This window comes from Rubripirellula reticaptiva, assembly GCF_007860175.1.
Classification (GTDB): domain Bacteria; phylum Planctomycetota; class Planctomycetia; order Pirellulales; family Pirellulaceae; genus Rubripirellula; species Rubripirellula reticaptiva.
The window spans coordinates 504,472-517,325 of record NZ_SJPX01000006.1; the positions used below are offsets into that span (position 1 = coordinate 504,472).

At 52.5% G+C, this 12,854-nt stretch carries 11 protein-coding genes; 3 read left to right on the forward strand and 8 right to left on the reverse strand.

The window, feature by feature from the left end; translation table 11 throughout:
* Positions 1-87 precede the first annotated feature (87 nt).
* Positions 88-285 carry a hypothetical protein gene (locus tag Poly59_RS29855; RefSeq protein ID WP_186776560.1) on the forward strand — a complete coding sequence of 66 codons (198 nt, stop codon included), beginning with the start codon at positions 88-90 and terminating at the stop codon, positions 283-285.
* 150 nt (positions 286-435) lie between these two features.
* Here the strand turns inward: Poly59_RS29855 and Poly59_RS27545 are convergent, their stop codons facing one another.
* A complete protein-coding gene (locus Poly59_RS27545) occupies positions 436-1,773 on the reverse strand; it encodes a sigma-54-dependent transcriptional regulator (RefSeq protein ID WP_146537288.1) in 1,338 nt (445 codons plus the stop codon).
* 234 nt (positions 1,774-2,007) lie between these two features.
* Here Poly59_RS27545 and Poly59_RS27550 point away from each other — a divergent pair, with 234 nt between their 5' ends.
* Both Poly59_RS27550 and Poly59_RS27555 read left to right on the forward strand, forming a co-directional pair.
* On the forward strand, positions 2,008-4,422 hold the full coding sequence (locus tag Poly59_RS27550) for a PAS domain S-box protein (protein ID WP_186776561.1): 2,415 nt from the start codon (positions 2,008-2,010) through the stop codon (positions 4,420-4,422).
* The gene (locus Poly59_RS27555; RefSeq protein WP_146537290.1) at positions 4,419-4,796 is read left to right on the forward strand and encodes a response regulator; all 378 of its coding nucleotides are present in this window, start codon (positions 4,419-4,421) and stop codon (positions 4,794-4,796) included. Before Poly59_RS27550 ends, Poly59_RS27555 begins: the two co-directional genes overlap by 4 nt.
* Positions 4,797-5,046: 250 nt before the next feature.
* Here the strand turns inward: Poly59_RS27555 and Poly59_RS27560 are convergent, their stop codons facing one another.
* The 7 genes from Poly59_RS27560 to Poly59_RS27595 all read right to left on the reverse strand — a co-directional run bounded on the left by Poly59_RS27560 (position 5,047) and on the right by Poly59_RS27595 (position 12,853).
* On the reverse strand, positions 5,047-5,631 hold the full coding sequence (locus tag Poly59_RS27560; RefSeq protein ID WP_146537291.1) for a histidine phosphatase family protein: 585 nt from the start codon (positions 5,629-5,631) through the stop codon (positions 5,047-5,049).
* Positions 5,632-5,726: 95 nt separating this feature from the next.
* A complete protein-coding gene (locus Poly59_RS27565) occupies positions 5,727-5,927 on the reverse strand; it encodes an HAD hydrolase family protein (RefSeq protein ID WP_146537292.1) in 201 nt (66 codons plus the stop codon).
* A 290-nt stretch (positions 5,928-6,217) separates the two neighbouring features.
* Positions 6,218-6,430, reverse strand: a complete 213-nt coding sequence (locus Poly59_RS27575; protein WP_146537293.1) for a class I fructose-bisphosphate aldolase — start codon at positions 6,428-6,430, stop codon at positions 6,218-6,220.
* Complete coding sequence (locus Poly59_RS27580) at positions 6,408-8,816, reverse strand: phosphoketolase family protein (RefSeq protein ID WP_146537294.1); 2,409 nt, start codon at positions 8,814-8,816, stop codon at positions 6,408-6,410. Before Poly59_RS27580 ends, Poly59_RS27575 begins: the two co-directional genes overlap by 23 nt.
* 109 nt (positions 8,817-8,925) lie before the next feature.
* Positions 8,926-11,475: an alpha-glucan family phosphorylase gene (glgP, locus tag Poly59_RS27585; RefSeq protein WP_146537295.1), complete on the reverse strand. Its 2,550-nt coding sequence runs from the start codon at positions 11,473-11,475 to the stop codon at positions 8,926-8,928.
* 2 nt (positions 11,476-11,477) lie between these two features.
* Positions 11,478-11,837 carry a SpoIIAA family protein gene (locus Poly59_RS27590; protein ID WP_146537296.1) on the reverse strand — a complete coding sequence of 120 codons (360 nt, stop codon included), beginning with the start codon at positions 11,835-11,837 and terminating at the stop codon, positions 11,478-11,480.
* Between the two features lie 293 nt (positions 11,838-12,130).
* Positions 12,131-12,853 (reverse strand): TVP38/TMEM64 family protein, encoded by a 723-nt coding sequence (locus Poly59_RS27595; RefSeq protein WP_146537297.1) that lies wholly within the window; start codon positions 12,851-12,853, stop codon positions 12,131-12,133.
* Position 12,854: the final 1 nt, after the last annotated feature.

Genomic DNA, 12,854 nt, shown 5'->3' on the forward strand with positions numbered 1-12,854 from the left:
CCACCAATAAAGACACCGAACGCATTGAAGGAACGGATCTACCGCAACTCGTTAAACGACTGCTCGCAGGAAAATCCACGGATCTCTATGCCCAAGCAACTCTATGCCCAAGCAACCGAGCAAATGGAAAAATACGTCATTACCGAAGGTTTCAAATCAACCGAAGTCAAGCCGCTGGGATCCTCGGCATTACCCGAGGCAAGTTGCGAGATCGGATCTCGACGTACAACATTTCACTCAGTAGCCAAATTCAAGTTGGCTAATCCTGCATCGCTGCAATGTTGAGAACGCAGCAGTCACAATTCTGCGATCGGCGTCCTGCTACCCGGTCAATTTGCACTTCTTCATGATCGTTTCGTCCTAGAAAATGCCGACAAAAGTCTGCTCCAATTCTCTTACGTTGCGTTGACTCGTATCCTCGTTACGGATCAGGTCTTAGCAGGAAATTCCGTGCTTTTCGATCATGCGGTACAGTTTGCGGCGTTCGATGCCTAGTGCTTTGGCGGCTTTGGATTTGTTGCCGTTCTCGCGCTGCAAGACCTCGGCGATGTGTTGGCACTCGAGCGTGATTAGCGAGCCGAAAAATGGAATTGGGATGGCAGCCATCGGTGTCATCGGAGTGCGGACCTCTTCTGGAAGGTCACTAATTGTAATGTGCCCGTCGTCGGCGAGTATCTTGGCTCGTACCAACGTGTTGATGAGTTGGCGAATGTTTCCGGGCCAAATGTAGGCGACCAGAGCTTGTCGAGCGTCGTCGTCTAGTTCGTGGTCTTTATCCAAAATATGGTTGAGCAAAAGCTCGATGTCACCATTACGCTCTCGAAGTGGCGGCAAGTCCAAGGCCATCACGTTGATTCGATAATACAAGTCTTCGCGGAAACGGCCTTCGGCAACCTCGGTTTTCATGTCGCGGTTCGTTGCTGCGACAATGCGAACGTCAACACGGCGTTCTTTGTGCGATCCGATCCGGCGAAGTGATCCGTCTTCGAGCACTCGCAAAAGTTTCGGCTGAAGTGCAAGTGGCAATTCTCCAATTTCGTCGATGAACAATGTGCTGCCGTCGGCTACTTCAAACAGCCCAGGTTTCATTGCCGTTGCGCCCGTGAACGATCCTTTCTCGTGACCGAACAGTTCACTTTCGACAAGGTTCTCGGGCAGGGCGGCACAATTGAGCGTGACGAGCGGACGTTCGCTACGAGAACTACCAGCATGAATCGCTTGGGCGACCAGTTCCTTTCCAGTTCCGCTTTCACCTTGGATCAGAACCGCTTTGTCCGTTGGTGCGACTCGGTCAATCAACCGTCCGAGACGCTGCATTGGTTCCGAAGTACCAATCATCGCCGTGGCTTGTTTTCTGTTTCGTGTGATGACTTCGCGAAGTTGTAAGTTTTCCTTCCTTAGCCTCCGTCGTTCAATCGCGGCGATGCAACGACGTTCTAAGTCGCCCATCGCGAAGGGCTTCGTCTGAAAGTCGAAAACGCCCAACCTCATCGACTCGACAGCGTTATTGATCGTCCCTTCGCCGGTCAGCACGATGACTTCCGTTTCGGGATTCGATTCACGCATCCGCTGGACTAGTTCGATTCCACTAAGTCCCGGCAGGTTCCAGTCCAAGATGACGGCGTCAAAGTCATGCTTGGAGCATTGGTCGATACCGTCTTGGCCGCTAGTCGTTTGCGAGACCCGGTGCCCCTTCTTTTCGAACCAACGAGAGCACCCCTCGATGAAGTCGATGTCGTCATCGACAAAAAGTAACTCGATTGGTTTGGACATTATTGTGGCTTTCCTGAAAGCTGACGTCACCAAGACCTGCGACTTTCCTTACCGCAACGAAAGTCTTGGCACCTTACGCTACAGTAGCGATGCCCGCATGTGCGCACCAATCGTGCAAATTAAGGCAAACGAATTCCATCGACGCGCGGAAATCGATTGTTTCGATGCCTTTTATGACCAACCTCGCGCCGACGCACCGGTTGATTGTTTGAATGCAGCTAAGCGAGTACCAATTTGCCAATCACACACGAGGACATAGCCATCTCCACCTTTGATCCTCAACCTCCGAAGCCGCACTCACTCGGCGACGATCCTGGTCAGCCCCAACGCACTTCCATCGAATCATCCGAGGCGATGATGCGTGCGATCGTCGACGGTGCCGTCGATGGAATCATTACGATTGATCAACAAGGAATGATTGAATCCTGTAATCCATCGGGCCTTTGCATGTTCGGCTATGAGGCTTCGGAACTGATCGGTCAAAACGTGAGTTGCTTGATGCCGAAGACTTTCGCCGTCGATCACGATCGCCATCTCTCCGATTATGCGCGTACCGGGGAAAAGAAGATCATAGGCGTTGGACGCGAACTGGTCGGCCAAAAGAAAGATGGAACCACCTTTCCAATGAAACTTTCGATCAGCGAGATTCGTGTCAGTGGTCGAAGACTGTATGTAGGCATCGTTCATGACCTGACCGAACGCGACCGCTTGCAGAGTCAACTGCGTGGTCGCAATCGCGTACTAGAGAATCTGGCGAAGGGCCAGTCCCTGGAAGAAGTGCTGGGCGACTTGATCGAGGTTGGCGGGGCATCGCGGCCAGATCTGATCGGTTCCGTTCACGTGCTGGATCAACGAACCGGCTGTTTGCGGCATGGAGCGTCACGACGTCTGCCCGCATTCTATTTGGAAGCGATCGACGGCATTGTCCCCGGCCCAAAGGTCGGTTCGTGCGGAACGTCAGCGTTTACCGGCCAGCGAGTGATTGTCGAAGACATCAATACCGATCCGTTATGGGAAGATTATCGTGATTTGGCCGTACGCGCGAACTTGCGAGCGTGTTGGTCGGAACCGATATTTGATTCAAGCAAAAAGATTGTCGGTACGTTTGCCATTTACTATACCGAGCCTCGGACGCCAGACACCACCGATCTCGATTTCGTCCTAGACTCCGCGAAACTGGCAGCGATCGCAATCGAACGGGCATGCTCAGACGACATGCTACGTCAGATGGCGACGATCCTCGATTCAACCGAAGATGCCATCATTTTGAAGAATCTCGACGGCGTTATCGAGAAATGGAACGAAGGTGCCGAACGTCTCTACGGCTTTTCGAACGACGAGGCCGTTGGCCAGTCGATCAAGATGCTTATACCGGAAGACCGAACCTACGAACTCGACGCAAACGCCGAGCGGCTTCGGCAGGGCGAAAGAATCGAGCACTTTGAAACCGTACGCGTGACCAAGGATGGGCGCCGCATCCATGTATCGTCGTCAATCTCGCCTGTTCGGGACTCCGCAGGAAACTTGTCGCACGTCGTAGAAATTCAAAATGACATCTCGTATCGCAAACGCTCTGAAGCAATCATTCGAGAGAATGAACGCAAGTTATCGACTTTGTTAAACAGTCTGCCGGGCGCGGTTTTCCGCGTCGCCAACGATGGCGACTTTACTTTTGAGTTCGTGAGTGACGGATGTTTGGAAGTATTTGGATACGCAGCATCCGAACTGACAAATGCAAGAATGGTCATTCTTCCCGAGGACATGCCCAAAGTGTCGGATACGATCGCTCGCAGCCTAGAAGAACGCAAACCTTTTGATTATGTCCACCGAATTCGTCATCGAAACGGCGAAATCCGATGGGTTTGGCCGAAGGGACAAGGTGTATACGACGACAACGGTGAATTGTTGGCGATCGAAGGGTTCATCTCCGACGTAACCGAACTGCATGAATCTCGCGAACAACTTGTTCAGTCTGGTCGACTCGCCGCAGTCGGACAAATGATTTCCGCCATCGCGCACGAAAGCCGTAACGCGCTGCAGAGAATCCAAGTCGGAACCGACATGCTTGAATTAGAGTTTGGTGACGACTCCGACGCGCATGATGATCTCCAGCGAATCAACCGCGCCAAGGATGACTTGCTTCATCTCTTTGAAGACCTTCGCACCTATGCAGCGCCCATCCAACTTGACGTTTGCCCAACGAACGTCGCCGAAGTATGGCAACAAGCCTGGACCAATCTGGAGGTGTCACGCGCAGGCCGCAACGTAGAACTTATTGAGGAGTCGTGCGATGTTGACTTGACATGTTGTATTGACGCGTTTCGTATCCAACAAGTTTTTCGCAATCTCTTCGAGAACGCGTTGGCCGCATGCAGTGATCCGGCACGAATCATCGTTTCTTGTCATGATTCAGATCTCGAAGGTGCGCAGGACGTGTGCATTACCGTGCGCGATAACGGTCCCGGATTATCGGACGAACAGAAAAAGCGGATATTTGAGGCCTTCTTCAAGACAAAGTCGAAAGGCACTGGGTTAGGCATGGCAATTGCTCAACGTATCGTTCAAGCACATCAGGGGAAAATTGCGGTTACAGAAGCCAAGGATGGCGGAGCCGAGTTCCTGATCATTTTGCCACGGATATTTAAGTGATACCTCCCTTACGAATTGCCATTGCCGACGACGAAGCCGATATACGGCAGTACTTTCGTCGGCTCTTGCCTCGACTCGGCTATCGGTTGGTTGGTGAAGCGCAGAACGGTCTCGAGCTGGTGAAACTTTGTCTTAGTGAAAAGCCCGATCTCGTCATCACCGACGTGATGATGCCTGAGATGTCGGGTATCGAAGCGGCAGTGGAAATCAATAAGACGCAAAACGTTCCTGTCATCATTTTGTCGTCCCACGAACGACCGAGCTGCGAAGACGAAGGACAGACAGAAACCACCGGCATCATCGACTATCTTCAAAAGCCCGTGAGCCTATCCGACCTGAAAGCAGCCATCCTACGGGCCTGCCCCGCAGCGTGAGTGACTAGCATGTCTGACTCTTGTGCGCACCCGTCGCAAAAAATTTCCACTATCCGGCATGTGAAACGAAATTGATGCGTGGACAAGAAATGTTTTGCGTTCAACAGACAAGACAGTTCGAAACGTCTACTGCTCGATGATCCTTTGAACTATTTGCTTTCTCTTCTTCTGTACTTCGCGACGTATCGGAAACGTCGACTACTGCGGCGGTTCAACAGATAAGGATTTCCTTCTCGTTGTAGCTAGGCATTCATGATTCGTTTCCACCGTTCCATGACTCGATCGCTGGCACGTTGCTGTCTTCGTGTTGGTAACACAGGATGCTCAGCGATGCTGTGTTAAGAATCAGATGCTCGCCGACTTGAACAGGCAATTCGATCCATCTTGCCCCCAGCACTCGCCCGATGTGGCTGTGTGCAAACAAGGCAACGTTGCCATCAAGTTTCTTGAGTCGCCTGATCAGCCGATCAGCACGAGCAGAGACTTCATCAGGCATTTCGCCACCGGGACATCCATCGCGAAAGAGATTCCAATCAGGCCGTTGCGTGTCGACATCTGCATGCGTTTGCCCTTCATAGTCGCCATTGTCCCATTCAATCAGATCGGGCTCCGTCTCGGCGCCTTCGCTGCAAGCAGCCAGTTCGCAAGTCTGGCGGGCTCGCTTAAGCGGACTGACTAATACGTGGTCAAACGTGATCGAACGAATTCGCTCACCAAGTCGCCGGGCCTCTTGTTGGCCGTTTGCGGTCAAAGGAATATCAGCACGGCCAGTGTGCTGACCTGACTTGGACCACTCCGTCTCGCCGTGTCGCATGAAATATAGTCGTAGTGTCATTGTTCATTCCTGTTGTCTTCCAAACAAACCACGATCGCTTCGACGACCCGCTTGGTTTGCTGTGGGTATTTGACTTGGATCGATACCACACCAGCCTATTTTGCTGGGTAGTCATTTGCGTCTGGAAACAGGGCATCGCCGACGAAGATCATTTCGCTGAATTGAACGCCAAAAATTTCGCGAATCTTCCGGATGCTATACGCTTTGTCGGTGCCCTTCTTGGTCACGTCAATGGACGAGATGCCTCCGAGCCAGATAGAGTACTGAGGCAACGATTCATCCAGTTTAACTTTCATCTATTTTCGTTTTGCAAATTTCGCATCGCAATGCTCTTTCGCTTCGATGCAACCGTAGTTGGATCTTCCATCGCCGATGGTGATGACCGCGAGCCACTTGGCAATGCCAGCCTCGTCTGTGCGCACACTGCCAGCCGTCTTCGTTAACCGTCCACCCGTTCCGTGATCTTCTCACCCGAATGCCGAGCCAAGTCTTTGGTGCACGTGTCCACTTTAATGCCAGGAATGATGCCGGTTACGGCGAGGGCTTTGGCAAAACGGAGTTTCGTCGGTCAAAGCTGGCGGATGGTTTATTCATCGACGATCATGCCACTAATGCAATCACTCAAACCCCGGGTCGTGACGATCATATCGCGGTAGTCATGACGGCGTTTCTCCATTTGCGGGATGCCTTGTGCCGAAAATCGTTTGCTGCAAGTCGCATCATTTTCATCCATCGCCAGCATTCCCTTGCCGTCGGCGAACATCGCTTTTGCGGTTTCAATCCGCCGTTTGACAGTCATTGATTGCAATTTCCTTGCTCCATTTCCACTCGCGAATCTCCGGCATGTCGAGGCCGTGTTTGCGGATATACGTGTAGTGTTCTTGCAGCTTGTCGATGAGTTGTTTTTTCAATCGAGCGCCCGCATTGCCGGTCTGCGGCAAGCGGTCGATGGTGTCCATCACCAGATGAAACCGGTCGAGATCATTCAGAACAGTCATGTCGAAGGTCGTCGTGATCGTCCCTTCTTCCTTGTAGCCGCGAACATGTAAATTTGTGTGATTGGTTCGTCTGTAGGTCAGCTGGTGAATCAATGACGGATAACCGTGAAAGGCAAAGATGATCGGCTTGTCGCAAGTGAACAACGCGTCAAAATCTTTATCACTCAGCCCGTGTGGATGTTCGGATGCCGGTTGCAACTTCATTAGGTCAACGACGTTCACAACGCGAACTTTCAGGTCGGGCAAGTGTTCCCGCAGAATAGAAACCGCGGCCAAGGTCTCAAGCGTCGGCACGTCACCACAGCAAGCCATGACGACATCCGGTTCGGCGTCGCCATCGTTGCTCGCCCAATCCCATTTGCCGATGCCAGCGGTGCAGTGCTTGACCGCGTCCTCCATTGACAACCACTGAGGTGCTTTGTATTTACCCGCAACGACCACATTTACATAGTCTCGACTCCGCAAACAGTGATCCCACACGGACAGCAAACAATTCGCGTCGGGCGGCAGATAGATACGAACCACTGACGCTTTCTTGTTCGCGACGTGGTCGATGAATCCCGGGTCTTGATGCGTGAAGCCGTTGTGAGCTTGCTGCCAAACGTGCGAAGCGAGCAGATAGTTCAGCGACGCAATCTTTTCACGCCACGGTATTTCGGCTGTGATTTTGAGCCACTTTGCGTGTTGGTTGAACATCGAATCAATGATGTGAATGAACGCTTCGTAACTGTTGAAGAGCCCGTGTCTGCCCGTCAGCAGGTAGCCCTCAAGCCATCCTTCGCATTGATGCTCGCTGAGCATTTCCATGACACGCCCGTCATTGTCCAAGAACTCGTCATTGTCTTTTGTGCGAGCTTCCCACTGCCGATCTGTGACTTCAAAGACCGAGTTCAAGCGATTGGAAAGAGTTTCATCCGGCCCGAAGATGCGAAAGTTTCGTTGCTTGCGATTGAGCTTGACGACGTCGCGAAGAAACTCACCCAGGACGTGCGTGTCAGCGGCTTCTACAGCACCAGGAGCCGGCACCTCAACCGCATGCTTCCTGAAATCTGGCATGATCAGATCCTTTAACAGCAATCCGCCATTGGCGTGTGGATTGGCTCCCATCCGCCGCGCTCCAACCGGAGCCAATTCGGCTAGCTCCTCAAACAATCGCCCCTGTTCATCGAATAGCTCTTCCGGTCGGTAGCTCTTCATCCATTCTTCAAGTTGTTCCAGATGTCCCGGGTGATCATCGTCAATGTGCAGTGGCACTTGATGTGCCCGGAAGGTTCCTTCGACTTGCAAGCCATCAACGAATTTTGGCCCGGTCCAACCCTTAGGCGAATTGAGCACAATCATCGGCCACCGTGGTCGGGACGCATCGTCGTTATCGCGTGCATTTGATTGAATGTCGCGAATTTCTTCAATCACCTTGTCCATCACCTGTGCCATCTGCTTGTGCATCGTCTCAGGATCGTCGCCTTCGACGAAATACGGCTTCCACCCACAGCCCTTGAAGAACTGTTTCAATTCCTTATGAGGGATGCGGGCAAAGACCGTTGGATTCGCGATCTTGTATCCGTTCAAATGCAAGATTGGCAGGACAACGCCATCGGTGATCGGGTTAAGGAATTTGTTCGAGTGCCAAGACGTGGCAAGCGGCCCAGTTTCCGCTTCGCCGTCTCCTACCACACAGGCCGCGATCAAATCCGGATTATCAAACACCGCCCCAAAAGCATGGCTGAGCGAGTAGCCAAGTTCGCCACCTTCATGGATCGAACCAGGACATTCGGGCGAAACGTGGCTGGGGATACCACCAGGAAATGAAAACTGTTTGAACAGTTTTTTCAGTCCAGCTTCATCCCGCGTGATCTCGGGGTAGACTTCGCTATAGGTCCCTTCGAGATACGTGTTCCCAACGATTGCTGGCCCGCCATGCCCGGGACCGGAGACGTAAAACATGTTTAAATCGAACGCTTGAATCACACGATTCAAATGCACATAAATGAAGTTCTGGCCCGGCGTCGTCCCCCAGTGGCCGAGCAGTGTTGGCTTTACATGCGATCGCTCCAGCGGTCGCTTCAGCAGCGGGTTGTCGTACAAATAGATCTGGCCAACCGACAAGTAGTTTGCCGCGCGCCAGTAGGCATCCATCTTGTGCAGCAGTTCGGGTGTGATTTTTCGTTCTTGTTGCAGCGCAGCCATGGTTAGGTTCCCTGTTTTTGATACCGGAGTTCGTTGTGACTTTCGACGTCAGTTGACTGATACTCGTTTCGAGTCGTGCAACGCTTTGTCGGTTGATAGAATTCGCCACTCATCGCTGCCACCGGATCAGATCGAGTTCCAATGGAACACTAACGCTGTCATGGTTCGGTACAATGCGTGGTGTGAAGTGGGCGGGCGGGCGTGTTGCTCTGACGGATACGTGATAAGTCGCCCAGTGTGACTCTGTTTCATCGGGCGTTTCTGTTCGAGACATCGCTTGTCGAACGGATGCTTCGTCAGAAACTGCGTTGGCGTATATCTCCACTCGCACAGAGTTCGGATCCAGCCCATCGAAGAAAACATCGACTTCAAAAACATGCTCTTCATCGGTGGACTCTACTCGCACGTCGCCGAACTTCAGGGAGGACCACTTGTCACGAAGCGAATGTTGCCAGTGAACAATATTGGTCCCTACGGTGCCGCCGAGTGCCGATCGGTTGCGATAGTCGAAGGCCGCAGGTAGGTAGTGCTCGTCGGTGTATTCACGCACTGTGCGGACGGCTGAGAACAGTGGCGTCAATTGCGACATACTGGCCCGCATGCGTGAGAGCCATCGAGCTGGGATTCCTTGTTCGTTGCGGTCGTAAAATTCGGAGACGACTTCGTTTTCGAGCAGGCTATAGAGCTGTTCGGCCTCGAAGGCATCCCAGGCTGGATCGTCACCGTGTTCTTGACCATCGCCTATCGCCCAACCAACTTCGGGCGTGTAAGCTTCGGCCCACCAACCATCTAGCTCGGACAAATTGATGCCGCCATTGACGAGCACTTTCATGCCGCTAGTTCCGCTGGCCTCCCAAGGACGACGAGGCGTGTTGATCCAAACGTCGACGCCTTGAACCAAGTGTTCGGCCAGCAACATGTCATAATCGCTCAAGAAGATCACGTGACTGCGCGCAATCGGGTGTCGGATGAATTCGATCCACTTGCGAATCAAGTCCTGTCCGGCAACGTCCGCAGGATGAGCCTTGCCAGCGATGATAAGTTGAACAGGACGTTCGGAGTTGGCGAGCAAACGCAATAGCCGATCGGGGTCATGCAACAACAGGTTGGGGCGTTTGTACGTTGCGAACCGACGGGCAAAGCCGAGCGTCAAGGTGCTTGGGTCAAGCAGATGCTTGGCTGCTTCGACTTCTTCGGGCGATGAACCCGAAGCCGCCAATTGCCCCGACAATCGTTCGCGGGTGTATTCGACGAGTGAGTGCGATGAATCAACGCGGAACCGCCATAGTTGTTCGTCGGATACGCGATAGATATCGCACTCGAGCGTTTCGCTCATTCCAAGCCAACGATTCTTTCCACACGAATGAGTCCAAAGCGCATCCGCCGCCGCCGAATCCCAACTTGGCATGTGGACGCCGTTCGTTACGTGCCGCACAGGAACTTCTTCTTCGGGCCATTTCGGGAACAGAGGCTCAAAAATGTGGCGGCTGACTTGTCCATGCAAACGACTGACACCATTAACGCTACCGCTGCCACGGATCGCCAAGTAGGCCATGTTAAATGGCTCCGAAATGTCGTTGCGATTCTGTCGACCGAGTGCGAGCAGTTCATCGACGGAAATACCCAGCCTCTGCTCGGCGTACCGACCGAGATACTGCTTGATCAAGCTTGGAGAAAACCGATCAAAACCCGCCGTCACCGCAGTATGCGTTGTGAAAAGATTTCCGGCTCGCGTCACCGCAAGTGCCACCTCGAATGACTGTCCCGATGCATCCATGTAGCTGCGTGCGCGTTCCAAGATGGCAAAGGCGGCATGGCCTTCGTTCAAGTGACATACTTCCGGTGCGATCCCAAGTGCCGCCAGCAATCGCCAGCCGCCAATGCCGAGAATCATTTCTTGTTTGAGACGTAACTCTGGTCCGCCACCATACAGTTCGCTGGTAATGCCTCGGTGTGCTGGGAAGTTTGCGGCATCATTGCTGTCTAGCAAATACAGCTTCACTCGACCAACCTGAACTTGCCAAGCTCTTAGCCACACCGAGTAGCCCGGCAACTCAATTTTCAAACGCAACCATTCGCCGTCCTCGCCCCGAAGTGGACGAATCGGCAACTGGCCAGGATCGTTGTAGGGATACAGTGCGTGCTGTTGCCCTTCGATGTCAATGGTTTGCCGAAAGTAGCCTTGTTGATAGAGCAGCCCTACCGCGACAACCGGCACGCCCAGGTCGCTGGCTGCTTTGAGTTGATCGCCGGCGACATTGCCAAGACCACCGGAATAGATTGGCAATGCTTCACTGAGCATGAACTCCATACTAAAGTACGCGACGCAACTGAGCGGCGAGTCAGCATGCGTTTGTTGAAACCAAGCTGGTTGCTCTGCCGTTTGTCGGCGAATGCTGAGCAATCCATCAACCTTTGCACGAAAATCAACATCGCCAAGCACTTGCTCCAGTCGCTGACGTGACACCGTTTGCAGCACCACCCACGGATTGTGCGTATTCTTCCACAATTCGGCATCCAATCGACGCCAAACTTCATCGGTCGCGTGATTCCATGATGACCGCAAGTCGAGCGCCAACTCGGCCAGCGAATCGACACCGTCAATTTCGATGGGAAAGAGATCATAGATCGGATGCACATGACGCGGGTTAACCGTCATGACTATTCCACAAGCCATTGGCGAGCTGATTCGATGTCGCTTTGGTCAAAGTACTTGATTTTCGCAGTCGTGAATGGCTTACAGAAAACGGCCATGCCATGTTCCCACTTCGTCTCACCAACGATCGCTAGACGTTCAATGTCGTTAAAGTGCTTTGCATCAAACTTGATGTCTTGCCACATCGCACCTGCATCCCATCCATGAAAATCATGCATGGAAAACAGTATCCGAATCTTCCCGAACTCTTCGATCTGGCGTTCGACCGAAGGCAAGAACAATTTGTAAGCTTCTGTATCGAGCTTCCCGGTAATTCGAATCTCCAACACGTTTCCGTTTTGGACTTCGCTCAATTCGACAGACATCTCAACACCTTCCGTTTCTTAGCGACAAATGATTGCGTCCGCTTGAACGCTGCAGAAGACTCTTGCAAGTTAAGTGCCAAGAATCGAATGTCTTACTTTCAACCGTTTGCTGACGCTGGAGGGCATTTCGCTCTCTGATTCAATGCAAGCCAATTGCTTGCTGGAAACGATGTCATCCATCGCACACTCCTATGCCCATATGTGCACGGTTGCCCCACGTTCCAAAACGTCATCTTGGTCGACCTTCATTCGATAGGTCTAAATGCCGCGTCCCGTGGATGCGCCCGACGAGTCTAAGTTACTTCGTTGTTAGCGGATCGCTTATTCAGCAGTGCCTTTAGCCAAGTCGAAATGGCGAGCATCAGCACAGCAAGGACTGCCGCTCCGATCATCAGCTTCGGGTCGACTTTTGCCGCCGCGGCACCGAGTCCGATAAAGACCACAGAGTTCATCACATGGCAGAACCAGACAATGAACATGTAACGCCGAAACGGCAGGTTTGTCAGTGCCAAAGAATACAGCTTTAATGCATACGGCAATCCCGGCACGGTCACAAACAAAGCGGTGAACCAGATCTGATGCCGCTCGGGAATTGTCGGCAGTTCGAAACGAGTCTGGCTAAGCCATGCTTCCAAGCGTCGACGATGATTTCCATGCGCAATATGCCACGCAACGAATGTGTGAAACGCCATACCCACAAAAGCAATCAAGATGGACAACGCAAATCCGTATTTCAGGCCACTTGCCAGCAGGGCGACACTGATTGGAAATCCGAACAGCGGCAGAACGAGATAAGCGGGAAGAAACAACCAAGTCGGTAACGCGGCCCCGAATTGTTTTAGGCTCTCCTGAGTCAACTGGTCTTGCCAATACAAATAGGCCATCAGCGTCAGAATGCTCCCTGCAAAGAGCATTCGCAATTTTCGGTTGACGGAACGCGACGGTTTAGCATCAGCAGATTCTCGTGCCTGAACATCTTTTTGTTCGAGCGAAGTGTCTGCCTCGGCAGTTGTCATC

What these genes read in the sequence shown, in the direction of transcription:
- glgP (WP_146537295.1), bottom strand. Translation starts at nt 11,475, where the DNA reads ATGACGGTTAACCCGCGTCATGTGCATCCGATCTATGATCTCTTTCCC.
- Poly59_RS27560 (WP_146537291.1), bottom strand. Translation starts at nt 5,631, where the DNA reads ATGACACTACGACTATATTTCATGCGACACGGCGAGACGGAGTGGTCC.
- Poly59_RS27565 (WP_146537292.1), bottom strand. Translation starts at nt 5,927, where the DNA reads ATGAAAGTTAAACTGGATGAATCGTTGCCTCAGTACTCTATCTGGCTC.
- Poly59_RS29855 (WP_186776560.1), top strand. Translation starts at nt 88, where the DNA reads ATGCCCAAGCAACTCTATGCCCAAGCAACCGAGCAAATGGAAAAATAC.
- Poly59_RS27590 (WP_146537296.1), bottom strand. Translation starts at nt 11,837, where the DNA reads ATGTCTGTCGAATTGAGCGAAGTCCAAAACGGAAACGTGTTGGAGATT.
- Poly59_RS27575 (WP_146537293.1), bottom strand. Translation starts at nt 6,430, where the DNA reads ATGACTGTCAAACGGCGGATTGAAACCGCAAAAGCGATGTTCGCCGAC.
- Poly59_RS27545 (WP_146537288.1), bottom strand. Translation starts at nt 1,773, where the DNA reads ATGTCCAAACCAATCGAGTTACTTTTTGTCGATGACGACATCGACTTC.
- Poly59_RS27595 (WP_146537297.1), bottom strand. Translation starts at nt 12,853, where the DNA reads ATGACAACTGCCGAGGCAGACACTTCGCTCGAACAAAAAGATGTTCAG.
- Poly59_RS27580 (WP_146537294.1), bottom strand. Translation starts at nt 8,816, where the DNA reads ATGGCTGCGCTGCAACAAGAACGAAAAATCACACCCGAACTGCTGCAC.